This is a genomic window from Bacteroides sp. MSSM.1001136sp1_RTP21357st2_D2_RTP21359_211015 (genome assembly GCF_040913205.1).
GTDB classification, from domain to species: Bacteria; Bacteroidota; Bacteroidia; order Bacteroidales; family Bacteroidaceae; genus Bacteroides; species Bacteroides ovatus.
This window is the reverse complement of record NZ_JBDFVF010000002.1, coordinates 178,380-199,880: the sequence shown is the minus strand read 5'-3', so window position 1 is coordinate 199,880 and position 21,501 is coordinate 178,380. Positions and strand designations below refer to the sequence as shown.

The following is a 21,501-nucleotide window of genomic DNA, read 5'->3' as shown; positions in this document are numbered from 1 at the left end:
ATTCTCTTAATGGCGAAACTTTACAAAAAAAAATATTTGTAGAAGATAGATTTTAAGGTTACATTAAGTTTTCATTAATCAAATCATCCTATATTTACAGCAAATCTAATTAAAACCATCGAAAAATAAAAAAATCTGTTTATGTACAAGAGAAAATTCATTCCGTTAGTACTGTTAATGATTTTAATCGTCAATGGATGCAGCAACAAGCAAGAGGTAGTGTTAACTCCGGTTGACTATGTAAATCCCTATATGGGGAATATCAGTCATTTGTTAGTTCCTACTTACCCAACTGTCCATCTTCCCAATAGTATGCTCCGCATCTATCCGGAAAGAGCAGATTACACCTCTGATAAAATAAAAGGCTTACCGGTCATTGTCACCTCGCATCGGGGAAAGTCTGCATTCAGCCTGTCTTTCTATCAGGGAGCAGAGAGCGGATTACAACCGGTATATTACTATTGTTATGATAATGAAGTGATAAAACCCTATTCCTATTCTTCCTATTTTGAAGAAGAAGAGGTTTCCACTAAATTCGCTCCTTCCCACCAGGCAGGAATCTATGAACTAAGTTTCCGGAAAAACAATGCTCCATATTTAATACTTAGTACCACCAATGGTGAGCTTAAAACTACGGAGAATACCATTTCCGGTTATCAGAACATAGATCATCAAACCAAAGTATATGTTTATATGGAGACTTCCGCACTGCCGGAAAAAACGATGACTGTCAGCAAAGAAGAAATAAATCACAGCCACACTGCCATAAAAGGCAAGAACGTGGGTATCGCTCTCTTATATTCAACAGATATAAAAACAATCAAAGTTCGCTACGGTATTTCCTTCATTGATGAAAAGCAAGCAAAAGCCAACCTACAGCGGGAAATAAAAGATTATGATGTGGAAAACCAGATGAACATTGCCAAAAACATCTGGAATCAAACATTAAATAAAATCAAAGTGGAAGGAATAGACGAAAATGCAAAAGCAATATTCTATACTTCCCTCTACCGGACTTACGAACGGATGATTTGCCTTTCGGAAGACAACCGCTATTACAGTGCTTTCGACAATAGTATCCACAAAGATTCTGTCCCATTTTATACCGACGATTGGATTTGGGACACGTATAGAGCAGTCCACCCCTTACGTGTTATCATCGAACCACAAATGGAAGCTGACATGATTCAGTCTTTTATCAGAATGGCACAGCAAATGGAACATAACTGGATGCCTACATTTCCTGAAGTTACGGGAGACAGCCGTAGAATGAATTCCAATCACGGTGTAGCCACTGTTATTGATTCATATATAAAAGGAATCCGTAACTTTGATTTATCAGCTGCTTACGAAGCCTGCAAACTTGGTATTACAGAAAAAACGTTAGCCCCGTGGTCAGGCATAAAGGGAGGTGAAATCACAAAATTCTATTGGGAAAACGGATATTTACCGGCATTGGCACCGGGAGAACAAGAAACAGCTGACGAAGTACACCCATTTGAAAAACGCCAACCGGTAGCCGTCACTCTAGGTACGTCTTACGATGAATGGTGTCTGGCACAAATAGCCAAACAACTTGGGTATGAGAAAGACTATAACTACTTTCTACAAGGGAGTAAAAACTATCGGAATATTTTCAATCCTGAAACAAAATTCTTCCATCCCAAAAATGCAAAAGGCGAATTCATAGAACCCTTTGATTATGCCACTGCCGGTGGATTAGGTGCTCGTGAAGCATACGGCGAGAATAACGGTTGGATATACCGATGGGATGTTCCCCATAATATTGCTGATTTAATTGAACTGATGGGAGGGAAAGAAGCATTCAGAAATAATCTTGAAACGATGTATAACACCCCATTGGGCGAAGCCAAATATGTATTTTATGCACAATTACCGGATCATACGGGTAATGTAGGTCAATTTTCAATGGCTAACGAACCCAGTATGCACATTCCTTATCTGTACAACTATATAGGAGAGCCCTGGAGAACTCAAAAAAGAGTAAGGACATTGCTCGATGAATGGTTTAGAAATGACCTGATGGGACTCCCGGGCGACGAAGATGGCGGAGGAATGTCAGCATTTGTAGTCTTCTCTATGCTAGGTTTCTATCCTATTACTCCTGGTTTGCCTATTTATGTCATCGGAACTCCTATGTTCGAAAGAGCAGTTATTGAAACAGGAGCCGGAAAATCATTCGAGGTCATTGCGCACAACTATTCGCCGACAAATAAATATATCCAATCAGCCAAATTAAATGGCAAAGATTGGACCCAATCCTGGTTCGAACATAAAGAACTGATGAATGGCGGCAAACTGGAATTTACAATGGGAAACACTCCCAATAAGAATTGGGCGGCAGACAGTGTCCCCCCTTCTTTTGAAATGAATAAGTAACAGAATATGAATAAAATATTATTTGTCCTTTTATCGCTTTTGACTTCTCTGCAATCATACTCCCAAGAGCAAAATGAAAAAGAAGTTTCATTTCTCTTGTTAGGAGATATACACTATGATTTACTGGAAGATCACGATATGGAATGGTTATCCACCAAACCGGATGATCTGCGCCAAGTTACCAAAGAATATTCAGTATTCACGAAAAATACATGGCCGGAATTCTCCCGGATAATCAGCAGGCAAGTTCAAAAACACCAGCCGTCAATAAAAGCCCTTCTGCAAATGGGGGACTTGTCAGAAGGATTGGCCGGTTCTCCACAAAAAGCAATACAGATGGCTAACAGTGCCTTTAAAGCTGTCAACAAAATGAATCTGAAAGTACCTTTCATTATGACTAAAGGTAATCATGATATCACAGGGCCAGGGGCTAAAGAAGCTTTTGAAAAAGTATACTTACCCAATATGGCAAGATTGGCAGGACATCCATCCTTACAGTCAGCCAATTACACTACTACTCTTGATGATGTATTATTTGTCTGTTATGATCCATGGGATCGGAATCCGGAAGGGCTACAACAATTAGAAAAGTCACTAGCCGGTTCGAAAGCAACTTACAAGTTTGTCATGTTACACGAGCCTGTGATTCCGGTAAACGAAAGATGCTGGCATGTATTCCGACAAGATAATGCCAAGAGGGAACAATTGCTGCAAATCATCGCCAGTCAACAAGCAATCGTACTCTGTGCACATCTGCATCTATACTCCGTTGTCTGTCGGGACACTCCTTGGGGACCTATCGTTCAGATTCTCGTCAACAGTGTCATCAAAGATAAAAATATGCTGATTCCGAAAAAGGTAGTTACAGACTATAGTCCTGAATTTGTAACGGCACACCCACAATGGCAACCTTCTACTCTACAACAGCGTATGGAATGGATTGATAAAGAAACTCCCCATATCCGTTTTTTCAAACAAATGGATTTACCGGGCTACGGCATCCTTTCTATTGACAAAGAAAACAACAAAATGCAATTAGAATATTATGCCGCATTTGGAGAAAAGCCATACGATACAGTCAACATATCCGAATTACTTACTTCTAATTAAAAACATATTAGCCATGAATGTAAAATTTAAAGCTCATTTATTTATTTTCTCCTTATTCTTTTGCTATAATCTATCAGCACAAGAAATCGTCAAAGGAGATTTTAAGAACGAAAATCCACAAAGTTCGTATGTTCCTTCATTTGACATGGATGCTACCGACAAACCGGTGAAGAATGTCATCTTAATGATAGGAGACGGCATGGGACTGGCACATATTTGTTCAGGAATGTATGCCAATCAAGGACAGCTTACTATCACTAATTTAAAAACATGCGGTTTCGTCAGAACGCAATCCGCCAACAAGTTTACAACAGATTCAGCTGCTTCCGGAACCGCTTACTCAACCGGAAAAAAAACTAAAAACGGAGCACTCGGAATGGATGAAAATAACCAAGTTATTCCAAACTTACCGGAGAAGTTATCCGGCTATGGCTACATTTCAGGAATTGTTACCACTGACAATCTCGACGGAGCTACTCCTGCTGCTTTTTTTGCTCACCAACCGGAGCGTGGAATGTCTAAAGAAATTTGGGCGGATCTTCCTAACAGTAAGCTGACATTCTTTTCTGCCGGTAGTTATGAACTATTTGAAAAACAAGCACCAAACGTTCAAAAGGAAATCAAAAAAGAGTTTACCATCATAGAGGAACCGAATGACAAAGCTATCAAGAAATCTAAAAAACTGGGATACTTACCCACAAAGAGCAAAACAGCTTCTGTAAACGAAAACCGGGGAGATTTCCTTCCGTCTACCACCCAAATGGCTATTGACTATCTTTCGAGCAGGAGTACTAACGGTTTCTTCTTAATGGTAGAAGGTGCCCGAATAGATAAAAGTGCGCACAGTAATGATTATTCGGCAGTTGTCCGTGAAGTATTGGACTTTGACAAGGCGGTAGAAGCTGCTATCAGATTTGCAGAAAAAGATGGAAATACATTAGTGATTATTTCAGCTGATCATGAAACCGGAGCATTAGCTTTACGTGACGGAAACATAAAAGAAGGCAAAATGAAAGCAATGTTTGTATCTAAAGGACATACACCAATCATGGTTCCACTGTTTGCATACGGTCCACAATCCAAGCTTTTTGGTGGTGTTCAGGAAAACAGCGATGTTAGTAATAAAATTCTCCAATTACTCGCTAAATAAGATATAAAACAGATCTGTCATTCAAACTGAAATAAGAAAGAATTTCTTCTATATGAAAATAAGAAATTCTTTCTTATTTTTTCTCTGCCTGATAGACTCCAAAAATAATGCAACCTGCTCCCAATAATGTAATCCATGTGATTTGTTCGTGAAGAATGATTACGGATGCCACCATTGTTACCAACGGATTGAGATAGATATAATTGGAGGCTCTAACGGTTCCCAACTGTTTCAATACCACATTCCAGAGGACATAACAAACCAAGGATGCCAGGACGGCCAAAAATAAGAGATTGGATAATACAACCGGTTTTAAAAGTACATCGAAATCAGGTTGTAACGGATGAAGAAGAAAGGCGGGAAGTATAGTCAATACTCCATAAAAGAATATTTTGCGGGTGATAAATACAGTGGGGTACCGCCCTGTCATTTTCTTTATCACCAAACTATAAAATGCCCACGACAGGGCGGCAAGTAAAGTGAGCAGATCCCCTACCGGAGATAATTTAAGTACAAAACTACCGTTAAAGACCACCAGTCCCACCCCGATTAAAGCTAATATGGAACCATAAATCAAACCTTTGGTGGCTTTTTCACTCTTATAAAAGAGAAGGGAAAGAATGGTAGTAAGCAGGGGAGCTGTGCAAATGATGAAAGCGACATTGGATGCTTGCGTAATTCCCAAAGCTGTATTCTCTGTAAAGAAATAGAGTGAACCACCGAAGAAACCTCCTGCCATCAACCAAAGTTCGTCTTTCCAATTACCCGCAAACAGACGTTTGGGAGAAATCACCCAAATACCCAGATAAGCAATGAGAAAACGATAGAAGAATATCTCCTGTGGGGTCAGTCCGTGATTAATCAATACTTTGGTTGATATGAAAGTCAATCCCCAGATAGCAACTACAAGTATCGCAATCAGATGGTAATATCCATGCTTCAATTCCATAATGGTGGTGATGTTTGTTTAATAGAGTGCAAAGATAGCGAGAAGTTATGGAATGTTTGTTTGGAGAAGTAACAAAAAGCCCGTACCTTTGTTTATGTTCAAAGAAAGCTCCTAAAATAAGGTATAAGTTATGGAAAAATATATAGCACCGGACAGAAAACGTATCCCATACGGCATGATGAACTTTGCAGTAATCCGCCGCGACGACTGTTATTATGTGGACAAAACCCGGTTTATACCCATGATAGAAGAAGCGGACAAGTTTTTCTTCTTTATTCGTCCGCGCCGTTTCGGCAAAAGCCTCACTGTAAATATGTTGCAGCACTATTATGATATACTTGCCAAGGATAAGTTCGAAGCGCTGTTTGGCGACCTTTACATCGGAAAGCACCCTACGCGCGACCGGAACAGCTATCTGGTACTATACCTCAACTTCTCCGGAATAGTAGGCGAACTGCACAACTATCGCAAGGGGCTGGACGCGCATTGCCAAACAATGTTCGACTATTTCTGTGACATTTACGCCGACTATCTCCCCAAAGGCATCAAGGAAGAACTCGACAAAAAAGAAGGAGCTGTCGAACAATTTGAATACCTGTTCACAGAATGTAATAAGACCAACCAACGTATTTACCTCTTTATCGACGAATACGACCATTTCACCAATGCTATCCTCTCGGATATAGAAAGCCTGCACCGCTATACGGACGAAACACATGGCGAAGGTTATCTGCGCGCTTTTTTCAATAAAATCAAAGCCGGAACCTATTCCAGCATCGAGCGTTGTTTCATCACCGGCGTAAGCCCCGTGACAATGGACGACCTCACAAGTGGTTTCAATATCGGAACCAACTACTCGCTCACACCGGAATTCAACGAGATGATAGGTTTCACGGAAGAAGAAGTGCGCCAAATGCTCACTTATTATTCCACCACCAGTCCATTCAACCACAGTGTGGACGAATTGATAGAAATAATGAAACCTTGGTATGACAACTACTGCTTTGCGGAAGAATGTTATGGTGAAACCACTATGTACAACTCTAATATGGTACTCTACTTCGTCAAGAATTATATTCAACGAGGCAAAGCCCCCCGGGATATGGTAGAAGACAATATCCGTATCGACTACGAAAAATTACGTATGCTCATCCGGAAGGACAAAGAGTTTGCCCATGATGCCTCCATCATACAGACATTGGTGAGCGAAGGCTACGTCACCGGAGAACTGAAAAAAGGTTTTCCTGCTGTCAATATCACCAACCCCGACAACTTTGTGAGCCTGCTCTACTATTTCGGTATGCTCACCATTAGCGGCACGTATAAAGGAAAGACCAAACTCACCATCCCTAATCAGGTAGTCCGCGAACAAATCTACACTTATCTGCTAAGTACCTATAACGAAGCCGAACTCAATTTCAGTAGTTACGAAAAAAACGAACTTGCCAGTGCTCTTGCCTACGATGGCGACTGGAAAGCCTATTTCGGTTATATTGCCGACTGCCTGAAACGCTACACTTCCCAGCGAGACAAGCAGAAAGGTGAATTTTTTGTCCACGGCTTTACGCTTGCCATGACGGCACAAAACCGTTTCTACCGTCCCATTTCCGAACAGGACACACAGGCAGGTTATGTCGATATTTTCCTCTGTCCGCTACTGGATATCTATTCAGACATGAAGCACAGCTACATTGTGGAACTGAAGTATGCCAAGTATAAAGATCCCGAAAACCGCGTGGAAGAACTGCGACAGGAAGCTATTGACCAAGCCAATCGCTATGCTGACACTGATACGGTGAAGAGAGCAGTCGGCACTACACAGCTTCATAAGATTGTGGTGGTGTACAAAGGAATGGATATGCCGATATGCGAAGAGGTTTAATACAAAAAAGGCACTCGCATTACAAGCGCATTATGCAAAAAACAGATAGGCTAACAATATGAAAAGATCAATAAAACGTTTGCCCAAACGCACGCAAGAAGAGTTGGCGGTGTTGCAAGAGCTGATATTGTCGAATCTTACGAATGTGCGTATGATTATCTTGTATGGAAGTTATGCGCGGGGAAAATATGTCATCTGGGATGAAACATACGACGAACGTGGAGTAACTACTTACTACCAAAGTGATTTGGATATTCTGGTGATATGTGATACGAGAGACGCAAATAAAGCAGAGAGGCATGCGCGCGAGGTGATCGTTCCTAAATATGATACAAGAATGGAAGGAAAGCGGCATCCGGCACCGCCTAATATTATTGTAGAAACTCCAGTGACCATTAATAGAGCTATAAGAAGAAAGCATTATTTCTTTTATGAAATTATAAAAGACGGAATTCTATTGTATGACAATGGTACGTTTCAGATTGGTAAACCTGAGAAGTTGCCGTATCGGGAGATTAAGCAATATGCAGAGGAAGAATATGAAGAATGTTTCTACATGGGAGAATGTTTTCTAGATTCGGGGCATACTGCTTACGAAAAAGGTAATTTTAAATATGGCTCTTTCTTATTACATCAAGCCTGCGAACGTTACTACAAAACGTTTACTCTTGTGTATAGCGGTATTCGCCCTAAATCTCATGAATTGAAAGTACTGGGAGCGATGGTCAGAAGCTGTTCACGAGGATTTGCTAATGTGTTTCCTACCAATACTCCCGAAGAAAATAAAGCGTTTGATAAATTATGCAGGGCATATATCGAAGCGCGATACAACCGGCTGTTCACCGTTAACAAAGAGGAATACGAGTATATGCTGGCACGAACAGAGGTGCTGCGCGAAGTGACTATCCGGGAATGTGCTGCACGCATGACATATTACGACGAGATGATAGAAAAAGAAGAGAAAGACAAGATATAACCATATATTATAAAAATGAAGAATTACCCTCATCACAGCTATCTGTAATGAGGGTAATCACGTTAAAAGAGAGTTTCGATACATCTCCTTACTATCAAATTCTTATATGAAGAACTATTTGGTCACCTTGTAAGTTCCACTTCCATACTCCTTTGACTTCATCTCTCTGGGAAGGGTTACGGTAGCGGTAACACCCTTAGGAATGGTGAATTCCCAAATCCAGGTATCTCCTTCGTATTTCCAGGCGCTCTTGATGAGTCCGGCAGCGGAACGATATTCGGCAGTTACGTGTCCCAATCGCTTGTCTGGAATGGGCTTCATAATGATATGCTTGAAGCCGGGAGTAGCAGGATCGGCTGCAATGCCGGCAACGGTTTCCCAAATCCATTCACATACGCATCCGTAGGCATAATGATTGAAGCTGTTCATGCCGCGCGGTCCCATTCCTTTGTCTATCATATAGCTGTTCCACCGTTCCCAAATGGTGGTGGCTCCATTGTCCACAGAGTATAGCCAGCTGGGGTTCTTACGTTGGAAGAGGAGTTCATAGGCAATGTCTTCCATGCCATTCTCCGTGAGGGTGGCCATGAGGATGGATGTGCCCAGGAATCCGGTCTGCAAGCAAAGATCGTGCTGTGCGAAGTTTTCGCGCAGGCGGTCTATCATCTTCGCTTTGGCTTCGCCTTCCACAAGCTGGTTCTTTAGGGCGAACAAGGCAGGAGTTTGCATAGTGTTGAGGATGGCGGTTTTGAAGGTGCCGTCCTCGTTGAGGAAGTTCTTTTTGATGTATGCCTTTGCCGAATCGGCCATTTGCTGGTACTTGGCGGCATCGCGACCGGTGGCGGCAGCCATATCCCGCATCATGAAAGCATCTATCACCCAGTAGGAAGCGCTCAAATAGTTCCAATAGCTGACGGCATCAGGAAGCGGGCCTTGGGGAGAGAAAGCGAGTCCGCTACAACTTTCCAGTGGTTCGTAGCTCAACCAGTCAGCCCATTGGTAGTTGCCGTTCTCACCGCAGAGGGTCTCGTGGTTATATTTGGTGTCGTTGATGTGGTTCATAAACAGGTCCATGGCGTTCCAGCTCTCCTCAATAATTTGCGTATCACCGAATTGCTTCCATACCGTCCAAGGCACGATGATTCCGGCATCGGCCCAACCCAAACGCATTTTCTCATCACCGTATTGTGCCAAGGGAGCCACTCCGGGGAATCCGCCCAAACTGTTTTGGGTGTCGCGCATGTCACGCATCCACTTGTGGAAGAACTTCATGGTGTTAGCAAAGAACGTACCGGTTTCGGCAAACACTTGTGTGTCTGCTGTCCAGCCCAGGCGCTCGTCGCGCTGCGGACAGTCGGTAGGTATTGAGAGGTAGTTGGATAGCTGCCCCCAATAGGTGTTGGAAATGAGCTTGTTCACAAGGTCGTTACCTGTGGTGATAGTGCCGGTTTCCATTTTCTTTGTGATGGAAGTAACGGGGATGGACTTCAACGACTTGATAGAGACATTTCCGGTGGCAGTTATGGAGACGTAGCGGTAGCCGAAGAAGGTGCAATGAGGGTAGTAGGTCACATAATTATCTCCGGCAGCAAAGGTGTAATCCAGACGAATACCGGTGTGGGGGATGCGCAGGTTTTCGCGATGGCAACTTCCTTCCGGACCGTCCATGCCACGAATCTTAGCACCGTTGCCGTCATTGAGCAACTCTGCGGGAAGGCAGGTCAACACTGTTCCCTCGGCAGCTTTGAATACGAAAGAGGGTACACCGGCACAGTTTTGCCCGAAGTCCACCACTAACGTCTCTCCCGGACTTACGGTCATCTCCGTACCCGATGCGAACTCACGGGCGATAATTACCTTACCGAACTCGTTCTCTTTCGCTCCTTCTATATTCTTCCAAATATATGCTCTGATAGGAGCAAGAGCAAGATCTGTACGCAGATAGACTTCCGCTCCGTCTGAAGGCAGGATGTCGCCGGAGAATTCTGTATTCTCTTCGGGGGTGGAAAGTTTGTCCACACATTCGTAGCCCATCCGTTCGCGTGCATCGTACTCTTCTCCGTCAAAGATGCCGGCATGTTTCACCGGGCCGGCAATTCCGGCTTTCCAGTTTTTAAGGTCAGTACCGTAACGCTTTTTGGTTCCGTCAGAAAAAGTTAGTTCCAGTACACCACGGAAGGCACATTTCTTGCCTATCATGCCGTCATATCCTCCGGGAGTTATGATTTTGTCACCCCACCATCCTGGCGTCACCTGTACGGAAAGCATGTTCTCGGCGTTTGGCTTGGTACGGATGATGTCTGTAATATCATAGGTGAAAGAACGTTTGGTCTTGGCATAGTGTGTGAAGCCCGGTTTCAGAAATTCCCCGCCTACAGGTTTCCCATTCACATACAACTCGTAAACTCCCAGTCCAGCGGTCATCCACTTGGCGGAGACTATTTTCTGTTCATTTTTCACGGTAGACACGAACCAACTGGCACCATCAGCTGCGCGACCGTTGTTATGTCCTTTCACTACAGGGGCGTCTACTGCTGAAATCCATTTGGATTCGTTCCAGGCTGATGCTTCCAATGGGTCAGTACGTTTTCCGACTTCGGTTGCGTTTATCAGTCCGCTATTCAAGAAAAGCGCGAGAATCATTATCGGGATAAGATTCTCAAAACAATGGAAATTCATTTTCATACTTATATGTATTTTTTAGTATTAAAAGATTAACTTGGAAATGCTGTTTTAGTTTTACAGGGCTTTCACAACAAAATTACAGAATTATATGATATGACAGACGATTTCTGCATTTTTTTTGACTCAATGCTGGTTTCTATTCAATCCGGAACTGACTCATAAGTCCGATCTGATTGAACAGACGACAGGAACTTTGTACATTGAATGATCGATTATCAAGCAAAACAATGATATATTGTAAAATAATATAATCAATACAATCATTCAGCCTATTGTACCTATTATTTACCAAATAAGAAAAGAAGATGCCAGTTATTCATTGCAATCATTCTTTCTTCTTTACACAAAAACCTCGAAATCGAATAAACTCTATTCAAGTTTTTAATAAATAACGAAGGGGTTTATTATAAACGGTATCCAAGTTTATTATAAACTCTTTTTTGACACTTTCAATATTTGAAATAGAATTATTGCAACAAAAATGGGCAAGAACCTTCACAGTTTCTTGCCCATTCGTTATCCTCGTTATGCAATTTTGCACATTAACCTATTGAACTTTATGTAATAAAATTTATATATTTCATTGTTATTTCTTTATTTTATTGACCTCAAATATACAAAATAAAAAGAAGAAAGTCAATAGGGAAAGCGTGGTTATCTGAAAATAAACACGTAAATTTGTGCCTCGAATTAGAAATAACAGTATAAATCACTATAAATAAAAACTTTATCACTATGGAGTACAATTTCAGAGAAATTGAAAAGAAGTGGCAGAAAAGGTGGGTAGAAGAGAAAACCTACCAAGTTACGGAAGATGATTCGAAGCAAAAATTTTATGTACTAAACATGTTTCCTTATCCATCAGGAGCCGGCCTACACGTAGGTCATCCGCTGGGATACATTGCTTCGGATATTTACGCCCGTTACAAACGACTGCAAGGCTTCAATGTACTCAACCCGATGGGATATGACGCTTACGGTCTGCCGGCAGAACAATATGCTATCCAAACCGGACAGCATCCTGCCATCACTACCGTCAACAATATCAACCGCTATCGCGAGCAGTTGGACAAAATAGGTTTCTCTTTCGACTGGAACCGTGAAATCCGTACTTGCGACCCGGAATATTATCACTGGACGCAATGGGCCTTCCAAAAAATGTTCAACAGCTATTATTGTAACGATGAACAGCAAGCCCGTCCTATCGAAGAACTGGAAAAAGCCTTCGCCATCTACGGAAACAAAGGACTGAACGCCGCTTGCAGCGAAGAAATCAGTTTCACTGCCGAAGAATGGAACGCCAAAAGCGAAAAAGAAAAGCAGGAAATCCTGATGAACTATCGTATCGCTTATCTGGGTGAAACAATGGTAAACTGGTGTGCCGAATTAGGAACTGTACTGGCTAACGACGAGGTAGTAGACGGAGTCAGCGAACGTGGCGGTTTTCCTGTTATCCAGAAGAAAATGCGCCAATGGTGTTTGCGTGTATCTGCGTATGCACAACGCTTGCTTGATGGATTGGACACGATCGAATGGACAGATTCTCTGAAAGAAACCCAAAGAAACTGGATCGGACGTTCGGAAGGTGCTGAAGTGCAATTCAAAGTAAAAGACAGTGACCTCGAATTCACAATTTTCACCACTCGTGCAGATACCATGTTCGGTGTTACTTTTATGGTATTAGCTCCGGAAAGTGAATTGGTGGCACAATTAACGACTCCTGAACAAAAAGCAGAAGTAGACGCTTACCTCGACCGTACCAAAAAACGTACGGAACGTGAACGCATTGCCGACCGTAGCGTTACCGGTGTATTCAGTGGTTCGTATGCCATCAATCCGTTCACAGGTGAAGCAGTACCCGTATGGATCAGCGATTACGTACTGGCCGGATACGGAACAGGAGCTATTATGGCTGTACCTGCTCATGATAGCCGCGACTATGCATTTGCCAAACATTTCGGATTAGAAATCCGTCCGTTGGTAGAAGGTTGTGATGTTAGCGAAGAAAGTTTCGATGCAAAAGAAGGTATCGTGTGTAACTCTCCGCGTCCGGATGTCACTCCTTACTGTGATCTTTCACTGAACGGACTGACTATCAAAGAAGCGATAGAAACGACCAAGAAATATGTAAAAGACCACAATCTGGGCCGTGTGAAAGTGAACTACCGTCTGCGTGACGCTATCTTCTCCCGCCAGCGTTACTGGGGTGAGCCGTTCCCTGTTTACTACAAAGACGGAATGCCTTATATGATCGACGAAGCCAGCCTGCCGCTTGAACTTCCGGAAGTCGCTAAATTCCTGCCTACCGAAACAGGTGAACCTCCATTAGGACACGCAACTAAATGGGCTTGGGATACAGTAAACAAATGTGTCGTAGAAAATGAGAAGATTGACCATGTAACCGTCTTCCCGCTGGAACTGAACACCATGCCGGGATTCGCCGGTTCTTCGGCTTATTATCTCCGCTACATGGACCCGCATAATCATCAGGCATTAGTTGATCCGAAAATTGACCAGTACTGGAAAAATGTAGACCTATATGTAGGTGGTACCGAACATGCAACAGGGCACTTGATTTATTCTCGTTTTTGGAATAAATTCCTGTATGACATGGGTGTGTCTGTAATGGAAGAACCCTTCCAAAAGTTAGTAAACCAAGGAATGATTCAAGGCCGCAGCAACTTTGTATATCGTATCAAAGACACCAATACTTTCGTTTCACTGAACCTGAAAGATCAGTACGAAGTTACCCCTATTCACGTAGACGTAAATATCGTATCTAATGATATTTTGGATTTGGAAGCATTCAAAGCATGGCGTCCTGAATATAAAACAGCCGAATTTATCCTCGAAGACGGAAAATATGTCTGCGGATGGGCAGTTGAAAAGATGAGTAAATCTATGTTCAATGTAGTCAATCCGGATATGATTGTTGAGAAATACGGTGCAGATACACTTCGTATGTATGAAATGTTCCTCGGCCCGGTAGAACAGTCTAAACCGTGGGATACAAACGGAATCGACGGTGTACACCGTTTTATCCGTAAATTCTGGTCGTTGTTCTACAGCCGTACGGACGAATATCTGGTAACGGACGAACCTGCAACAAAAGAAGAATTGAAGAGCCTTCATAAATTAATCAAGAAGGTGACTGGTGATATTGAACAGTTCTCTTACAATACATCTATCAGCGCATTCATGATTTGTGTAAACGAACTCTTCAACCTGAAATGCAGCAAAAAAGAGATTCTGGAACAGCTCGTTATCACTCTCGCTCCTTTCGCTCCGCATGTCTGCGAAGAGTTGTGGGATGTATTGGGACACGAAACTTCCGTATGCGACGCCCAATGGCCTGCATACAACGAAGAATATCTGAAAGAAGATACTATCAACTATACCATCTCTTTCAACGGAAAGGCACGTTTCAATATGGAATTTGCAGCAGATGAAGCTTCGGACGCTATCCAAGCCGCAGTATTGGCAGACGAACGTTCACAGAAGTGGATTGATGGCAAGACTCCGAAAAAGATCATTGTCGTTCCGAAAAAGATTGTAAACGTTGTAATTTAAAGTATTAAGTATAAAACAATAAGTATTAAGTAATAAGTATTATCCGTAGTCGTTTTCCAAATATATCCGTCAGGTTAATACTTATTACCTAATACTTGAACTTAAAATCCATGCATAAACTGACAAAAGCGGAAATAATGAGAGAAGTGAAAGATTACATCTATATCACTCTCGGATTGATAAGCTATTCTTTGGGATGGGCTGCATTCCTGTTACCTTATCAGATAACTACCGGAGGAACTACCGGTATCGGAGCTATTATCTATTATGCAACAGGATTTCCAATTCAGTGGTCATACTTTATTATCAATGCAGTTCTGATGACGTTTGCCATCCGGATATTGGGTCCGAAATTCAGTATAAAAACGACTTATGCTATTTTTACGCTGACTTTTCTGCTTTGGTTATTCCAGTTAGTGGTGAACAATTACGTAGAAGCACCGGATATGACGCCGGACGGTAAGCCGCTATTGCTCGGTACAGGACAGGATTTTATGGCCTGTATTATTGGTGCAGCCATGTGCGGTGTAGGCCTCGGTATCACTTTCAACTACAATGGAAGTACGGGTGGAACAGATATTATCGCAGCCATCGTCAATAAATACAAAGATGTATCGCTTGGACGAATGATTATGATTTGTGATGTATTCATTATCAGTTCCTGTTACTTTATATTTCATGATTGGCGCCGGGTTATTTTCGGTTTTGTCACCCTATTTATTATTGGTGTTGTGCTCGACTGGATTATCAACAGTGCCCGTCAATCGGTTCAATTTTTCATCTTCTCCAAGAAATATGATGAAATAGCCGACCGTATCATTAAAGACGCCGACCGGGGAGTAACGGTACTCGACGGTACGGGATGGTACAGTAAAACCAATGTGAAAGTGTTGGTAGTACTTGCCAAGAAACGTCAGTCACTCGAAATTTTCCGTTTGGTAAAACGCATTGATCCGAATGCTTTTATCTCTCAAAGTTCCGTTATCGGTGTGTATGGCGAAGGATTCGATAAGCTGAAAGTGAAATAATAACCGGTTGATAAGTAGTGAACAACCCTGTTAAAACAAAAAATAAGATGATGAAACGCAAACTTGTATTTGCTACCAATAATGCTCATAAACTGGAAGAAGTGGCCGCTATCCTGGGAGATCAAGTAGAATTATTAAGTCTCAATGATATCGGTTGCCAAGCGGATATTCCCGAAACTGCTGAAACACTGGAAGGAAATGCGTTATTAAAATCTTCCTATATCTACAAAAACTATCATCTGGATTGTTTTGCCGATGATACGGGATTGGAAGTGGAAGCCTTGAACGGAGCTCCCGGAGTCTATTCCGCCCGCTATGCAGGAGGTGAAGGACACGACGCCCAGGCAAATATGCTCAAACTTCTTCACGAACTGGACGGAAAAGAAAACCGTAAAGCACAATTCCGCACCGCTATTTCGTTGATATTGGACGGAAAGGAATATTTCTTTGAAGGAGTGATAAAAGGCGAAATAATCAAAGAAAAACGTGGTGATTCCGGATTTGGCTACGACCCTATATTTAAGCCTGAAGGTTACGACCAGACTTTTGCCGAATTGGGAAATGATATCAAGAACCAAATCAGCCATCGTGCACTGGCTGTACAGAAACTTTGTGAGTTTCTGCAAAGCTAATTATACATACCCACTTAAAATATAAAACACAATGAAGAAAATTACTTTATTTACTTTACTTACGTTATTGTTATATACTTCATGTGTAACAAAAAAGAAGTTCATGCAGGCGGAAATGGCAGCTACTATAAGCAAAGATAGCTTGCAAGGATTATTGACCGACTGCCGCAATACAAACGCGCAAATGTCGGCACAAATCAAGAATCTTTTGCGTGATACCACCAAAATGGGAAACAGTATCCGTCAGTATCAAAGTATGCTGAACATGAATATGACCGAACAGGAAAAGCTGAATGCCCTGTTGAGCCAGAAGAAAAACGAGCTTAACGAAAGAGAACGTACCATCAATGAGTTGCAGGATATGATTAAAGCGCAAAACGATAAAGTACAGAATCTTTTGAGCAATGTAAAAGATGCCTTACTTGGTTTCAGTACCGACGAGCTGACCGTTCGTGAGAAAGACGGAAAAGTATATGTAGCTATGTCCGATAAACTATTATTCCAATCAGGAAGTGCCCGCCTGGATAAACGCGGAGAAGAAGCTCTCGGTAAACTGGCTGAAGTACTAAACAAGCAGACGGACATTGATGTATTTATTGAAGGTCATACGGATAACAAACCAATCAATACTGTACAATTCAAAGATAACTGGGATTTAAGTGTGATCCGTGCCACTTCCGTAGTTCGTATCCTCATCAAGAATTACAATGTGAATCCTTTGCAGATTCAGCCTAGTGGTCGCGGTGAATATATGCCTGTGGATGATAACGAAACAGCCGAAGGCAGAAGTAAGAACCGCCGTACGGAGATTATCATGGCTCCGAAACTGGATAAGTTGTTCCAGATGCTTCAAAGTTCGGAAGGACAAAACTAAGAATTTCATATTGAAAAAAGGAAGATGCAGATTCAAAACGCTGTATCTTCCCTTTGCTTTCTACTATTCAACGAAATAATTTTATCCTTATCTCGATATCAACTTTATACGTGTAATCAAAATGAAAAAAAATACATATTTTCTTTTCACCAAGATAGTGGCACTCGTAATGATGTTAGGTATTGCAGTGAATTGTGTCGCTTTTTCTACACTTCCGGAATCAGAGCTTGTCTGGAAGAATGTTTCCGGCATCGGAAAGAAAATGTCTGTATATTGCATTTTTACTGACAGTAGGGGGATAGTATGGTTAGGGACAAATAATGGCTTATTCTTCTACGACGGCGTGACGACTCACGCAGTAAGTGAGACGGAAATAGGAAGAAATCCTATATACTCCATTATTGAAAATGACGGCGTATTATTGTTGGGTACGAATAAGGGGCTTATGACGTTTTCCTTTTACAGAAACACACTCGAATATTATACAACTGATTCTCCCAAAGAAATAAGATGTATGCTGTTGATTGATGACATACTTTGGGTTGGTAGCATATACGGAATGTATACTTTCAATCTAAATACAAAAGAAATCAAAAATGTTTCTGAAGGATTGCCGCACAAGTCAGTATATTCAATTCTAAGAGATTGTAGAGGAATATTATATGCAGGGACGTATGACGGTCTCGCAAGATGGGACTCGAGTGATAAAGTATTCAAGGAAGTGAATATTCCGGAATATGAGAAAACCTCAAACAATCTGTTTGTCAACTGTTTGCTCGAAACGTCTGACCACCAATATATTTATGTAGGAACCGAGGGAACATTGTACTGCTACACTCCTATGACAGGGGCTTGGGAGAAAAATGCCCATGTGAATGGAAACAACATCAAGAGCCTCACACAATCAGACAACGGGCACCTTCTCGTTGGAACCGACAATGGCGTATTTGATCTTTCCGGTAATAACGTCAAACAATACTTCCACGACTCGCGACAAGAACAGACGCTTTCAAACAATGAAATATGGTGTATTCATTCCGATAATACAAATAATGTATGGGTAGGACATGAGGTAGGATTTTCCATAGCTTCAAGTTCTAATGCCATACGTATTGTCAAGTTAAGTACTCTCACTCTTTCAGGCGAAGGAAACGACATACATTCAATTTATAGAGACAGGCAAGGAGTTTTGTGGATCAGTGGAACCAATGGCATTATAAAACTTGCTGAAAACGAACCGGCAAAGTGGTATCGACCTTCGAAAAAGCCACATTCCCTATCCCACAATCACATAAGGGCTATAAAGGAGGATTCTGACGGGAATATCTGGTTTGCCACTGATGGAGGACTAAATCGCTACAACGCCGTGGCAGACAATTTTGATGTATTCCACATAGTCGACAAAGAGGGCAAACATTCTTCAAACTGGGTTTATGCCTTAGAGGAAGACGGTGCCAATTATATGATTGGCAGCTATCTGGGAGGACTCCATTATGTGTCAAAATCCAAGTTCGATTCTTCGGGCGGGGTAATTGTCTCCGACAATTCGATTAATGTCAGCTCACCGATTTTTAAGAATCTGAATTTAAAGTTGAATAATGACCTTATAAATAAGGTTATAAAAGATCCTTCCGGCAATATTTGGATATTGTGCTTCAGCGATAACATATTGACGGAAGTTACGCCCGACGGACGTGTAGAAAGATACAATATAGAAGAGATGACTGGTAATTATCCCACTCTTCTTGCTCTGGATGAACAAGGAAGATTATGGTGTGCCTTTAAAGGCGGTGCAGTTGTCTTCAATAAGGACAATTCCCATCATATTATCAAATTCCCAAAAACCGATGGCGATGAAAGCATATTGGCTATTGGAAAAGTTGGAGAGGGCATGTGGATATCGACTGTGACCAATGTATGGAACATCGATGGCAAAACCTTTGAGGTAAATCTCTTGCCGATACCGCAAAAGTCGTATAAATCCATCTTCGCCGATTCTGTAACCCAAAAAGTTTATTTAGGTGGAATTGATGAGATTACCGAAGTTGACCCCCGTATCATAGATGATGGGACTGATAAGGCAAAGATTAAGATGATTCTGACAAGTGTGAATGACGATATTTTTGATTTGTCCCGGCTGAATCCCGAAGAGAAAGGATTGACTATTCCCTACGGTGGAAATTTGACGCTTGTTGTCAGCAATCTCGACTATTCTCCCGATGCATTGCAACGGTATATATATAAGTTAGCCAAATCTCAGACTGATACCATCGGCAGATGGATTATAATGCCTGAAGATTTCAATACCATTTCGTTGTCCGAACTGAAGATGGGCGACTATTTCATACTGCTGAAAACAGTGGGTACGTTGGGGCCTGCATTTTCATTGCCGTTGAACGTACAAGCGCCCTGGCCTCTGTCCTGGTGGGCTTTCTGCCTGTATTTCTTAATGATTCTCGCCATTATAGCGTGTGTCATATTATATATGCGTAAACGCAATGCCCGACTTATTCAGGAAGAGGACAGACGCAAATCCCTTGAGAATGTAGAACGAAAACTGACTTTCCTTTCCAGCATCTCTCATGACCTGAAGACACCGCTTTCAATGATTATGGGGCCGGTAAGCGTGCTCAAAGAAAAAGTGAAGGACAAAGAAATGCTGAAAAGTCTCGAAACTGTCTATGAAAATGCTGTCAAGCTAAACAATATGATACACCGTACGCTTGAAATCAATCACTTGGAAGACGGGGGAGAAAACTTATTGATACTTTCTACATTCAATGCAGTTGATTTCTGCAAAAGCATTTTTGAAACATTCAAGGAGAATCATCCGCAAAAGAAATTCGTATTCCATTCCTCGGTGCCCCAGCTTTTAATAGAAGCTGATGCAGTTAAGTTTGAATCTATCATCACCAATCTTATGTCAAATGCCTGCAAGTATTCTGAAGATGATTCTACCATCTCATGCGGCATAAGCCGTGTTGACCGGAATATTCATATCGTGGTGTCGGATGACGGCATCGGTATAGCCGAAATAGACCAGCCTCTGATATTCCAACGTATGTTCCGTGCACCTTCTACATCCAAGATGCGTGAGGGTACCGGTATCGGTCTGTACCTTATCAAAAAATACATCGAACTGATGAAAGGCAAGATTGAGCTTTACAGTGAAAAAGGTCAAGGCACATCGTTCATTGTTACCTTACCTTTGTCAGAGAAATCCATAATCGAGCATAATACAGATATGGATAATGCTGATTATAAGAAACCCAAAATTCTGATAGTCGAAGATAACCGGCAAATATCAGAGTTCATATATGATTTGTTAAAGAAGGACTATATATGCTTGTCGGCGGAAAATGGACGCGCCGGACTCTCTATCGCGCAATCTTTCATTCCCGATTTGATTATATCGGACGAATTGATGCCTGTAATGAAAGGATTGGAAATGATACAACGCTTAAAACAAAATACCCGTCTGGCGAATATACCTATTATAATGCTTACCGCAAAAACAGATAATAGTACGGAGAATGAAAGCGTCAAACTAGGTATTGACATCTTTATGTCGAAACCTTTTGAACCTTCAGTGTTATTGGGCAGGGTCAAGCATCTGCTGCAATCGCGCGCCAAGTTGCAAGAGGCCATTCGTATCGAGGCCATTACCGAGGTAAAACCCATTGAGGCGGAGTCTGTGTCGGAAAAACAACTGGCCAGGATTTCAAAAGTCATAGAAGATAACATTTCCGACCCGGATCTGAATGTCAATTTTGTCTGTGAGAAGTGTGAGATGCCCAATAAACAGTTGTATCGTATCATTAAAAAATACATGGGGGTCGGGCCTCTGGATTATATCCGCAATGTAAGACTTCAGAAAGCCGCCATGCTATTAAGCCAGAAAAGATTTACCGTGTCCGAAATCTGCTATATGGTGGGATTTAAAACGCCGTCATATTTTGCCAAATGTTTCCAGGAACGGTTTGGTGTGAAACCGAGCCAGTACCAGTCTGATGACAAATCCGTGATATGATTTCAGACATAAATATCAAATATTTCGTTTAATCGGCGTGATGTCTGAACTGTTGCATCAATTGTCCGATTATTGACCCGAATCCTTTTTTTAATCACATACCTTTGTTCCCAGAAGTAGATATCGAATGGATTATCCCCCGTTTGATAGCCTTAAATTATTTTATTAATTAATATCATGTTGATCTATGGTTAATGCTTATGGAGCTTCCGAGG

General features: G+C 41.8%; 12 protein-coding genes. 10 read left to right on the top strand and 2 right to left on the bottom strand.

Translation table 11 applies throughout. The features are described from left to right. Positions 1-141 precede the first annotated feature (141 nt). From AB5217_RS02665 to AB5217_RS02655, 3 genes are read left to right on the top strand one after another with little or no spacing between them, the layout of a single operon-like run. Complete coding sequence (locus AB5217_RS02665; RefSeq protein WP_032854514.1) at positions 142-2,400, top strand: GH92 family glycosyl hydrolase; 2,259 nt, start codon at positions 142-144, stop codon at positions 2,398-2,400. A gap of 6 nt (positions 2,401-2,406) precedes the next feature. After that, the gene (locus AB5217_RS02660) at positions 2,407-3,510 is read left to right on the top strand and encodes a metallophosphoesterase family protein (protein ID WP_032844984.1); all 1,104 of its coding nucleotides are present in this window, start codon (positions 2,407-2,409) and stop codon (positions 3,508-3,510) included. A 13-nt stretch (positions 3,511-3,523) separates the two neighbouring features. Then, on the top strand, positions 3,524-4,660 hold the full coding sequence (locus tag AB5217_RS02655) for an alkaline phosphatase (protein WP_004298690.1): 1,137 nt from the start codon (positions 3,524-3,526) through the stop codon (positions 4,658-4,660). Positions 4,661-4,733: 73 nt separating this feature from the next. Here AB5217_RS02655 and AB5217_RS02650 read toward each other — a convergent pair whose 3' ends face one another. Further along, on the bottom strand, positions 4,734-5,609 hold the full coding sequence (locus AB5217_RS02650; RefSeq protein ID WP_007757676.1) for a DMT family transporter: 876 nt from the start codon (positions 5,607-5,609) through the stop codon (positions 4,734-4,736). Between the two features lie 130 nt (positions 5,610-5,739). Between AB5217_RS02650 and AB5217_RS02645 the strand changes: the two genes are divergently transcribed. Continuing rightward, positions 5,740-7,491, top strand: a complete 1,752-nt coding sequence (locus AB5217_RS02645) for an AAA family ATPase (RefSeq protein ID WP_004324127.1) — start codon at positions 5,740-5,742, stop codon at positions 7,489-7,491. A gap of 58 nt (positions 7,492-7,549) precedes the next feature. Further along, the gene (locus AB5217_RS02640) at positions 7,550-8,467 is read left to right on the top strand and encodes a HEPN domain-containing protein (protein ID WP_008646918.1); all 918 of its coding nucleotides are present in this window, start codon (positions 7,550-7,552) and stop codon (positions 8,465-8,467) included. A 114-nt stretch (positions 8,468-8,581) separates the two neighbouring features. Here the strand turns inward: AB5217_RS02640 and AB5217_RS02635 are convergent, their stop codons facing one another. Next, positions 8,582-11,152 carry a family 78 glycoside hydrolase catalytic domain gene (locus tag AB5217_RS02635; RefSeq protein WP_004324129.1) on the bottom strand — a complete coding sequence of 857 codons (2,571 nt, stop codon included), beginning with the start codon at positions 11,150-11,152 and terminating at the stop codon, positions 8,582-8,584. 735 nt (positions 11,153-11,887) lie between these two features. Between AB5217_RS02635 and leuS the strand changes: the two genes are divergently transcribed. From leuS to AB5217_RS02610, 5 genes are all read left to right on the top strand, one after another. Further along, on the top strand, positions 11,888-14,722 hold the full coding sequence (gene leuS, locus AB5217_RS02630; protein WP_032845824.1) for a leucine--tRNA ligase: 2,835 nt from the start codon (positions 11,888-11,890) through the stop codon (positions 14,720-14,722). 110 nt (positions 14,723-14,832) lie between these two features. Continuing rightward, complete coding sequence (locus AB5217_RS02625) at positions 14,833-15,750, top strand: YitT family protein (protein WP_008775348.1); 918 nt, start codon at positions 14,833-14,835, stop codon at positions 15,748-15,750. Positions 15,751-15,800: 50 nt separating this feature from the next. Then, positions 15,801-16,382: a non-canonical purine NTP diphosphatase gene (locus AB5217_RS02620; protein ID WP_032845864.1), complete on the top strand. Its 582-nt coding sequence runs from the start codon at positions 15,801-15,803 to the stop codon at positions 16,380-16,382. A gap of 31 nt (positions 16,383-16,413) precedes the next feature. Continuing rightward, the gene (locus AB5217_RS02615) at positions 16,414-17,256 is read left to right on the top strand and encodes a flagellar motor protein MotB (RefSeq protein ID WP_032845826.1); all 843 of its coding nucleotides are present in this window, start codon (positions 16,414-16,416) and stop codon (positions 17,254-17,256) included. 121 nt (positions 17,257-17,377) lie between these two features. After that, positions 17,378-21,286 carry a two-component regulator propeller domain-containing protein gene (locus tag AB5217_RS02610; RefSeq protein ID WP_032854515.1) on the top strand — a complete coding sequence of 1,303 codons (3,909 nt, stop codon included), beginning with the start codon at positions 17,378-17,380 and terminating at the stop codon, positions 21,284-21,286. The last annotated feature ends 215 nt before the right edge of the window (positions 21,287-21,501 follow it).